The organism is Vibrio sp. 1249-1, assembly GCF_033340495.1.
In genome coordinates this window covers 1-666 of sequence record NZ_JAWOWJ010000618.1, presented here as the reverse complement: position 1 = coordinate 666, position 666 = coordinate 1, and the positions used below count along the sequence as shown (strand labels likewise).

The window sequence follows — 666 nt, the reverse complement described above, 5'->3', positions numbered from 1 at the left end:
CGATATGGAAGCGCGTGGTGCAGTTGCACTAAGTCGAGTTCAGAAAGCACGCCAAGACATCATGCAAATGGTGCGCGAGCTTGATGAGTCGGGCGAAGTTCAGTTGCTTCTATACGAAGAGCCAACGGTGGAATAAAGCATGGCAGAACAAAGATCGAACATTATGCGACTGCCTCCAAGTGGTTACCGTTTACACCGTTTTCCGCCGCTGGCTCAGCCAGTTGCGGTTGATGAAGAGTTCGGCTTGGACAACCAAGGTTGGCAAGAGTCGCAAGTGGACATTCAGCAGCAACTTGAAGCAGGTTTCCAACAGGGACTGCAACAAGGTCATGAAGAAGGTTTACGCCAAGGCATCGAGCAAGGTAAGCAACAAGGTTTACTCGATGGTCAGAAAGAAGGCTTCCAGAAAGGATTTGTTTCTGGTGAACAAGCTGGTAAGCAAGGCTTTTTAGAAGCGGCGAAGCCAGTTAATGATTTGTTCCAAGCCTTATCTCGCTGGCAAAGTGAAAAAGAGCAGCAGCAACGCCACATGATTTGTGAGTTGGTACAGAAGGTGGCTCAGCAGGTGATTCGTGCCGAGCTTACTCTGATGCCACAGCAAATTCTGGCGCTGGTGGATGAAACACTGTCTGCGATGCCGGGCAAAGCGGAGACTGTGACGGTTCA

The 666-nt window shown here is 50.2% G+C and carries 2 protein-coding genes; both read left to right on the top strand.

Annotated elements, in window-relative coordinates; genetic code table 11:
- On the top strand, window positions 1-136 hold a 136-nt coding region (locus R7Z50_RS27970), incomplete at its 5' end, for a FliG C-terminal domain-containing protein (protein ID WP_318149817.1).
- Between the two features lie 3 nt (window positions 137-139).
- Window positions 140-666, top strand: a 527-nt coding sequence (gene fliH, locus R7Z50_RS27965; RefSeq protein WP_318149816.1) for a flagellar assembly protein FliH, incomplete at its 3' end; no start/stop codon positions are given.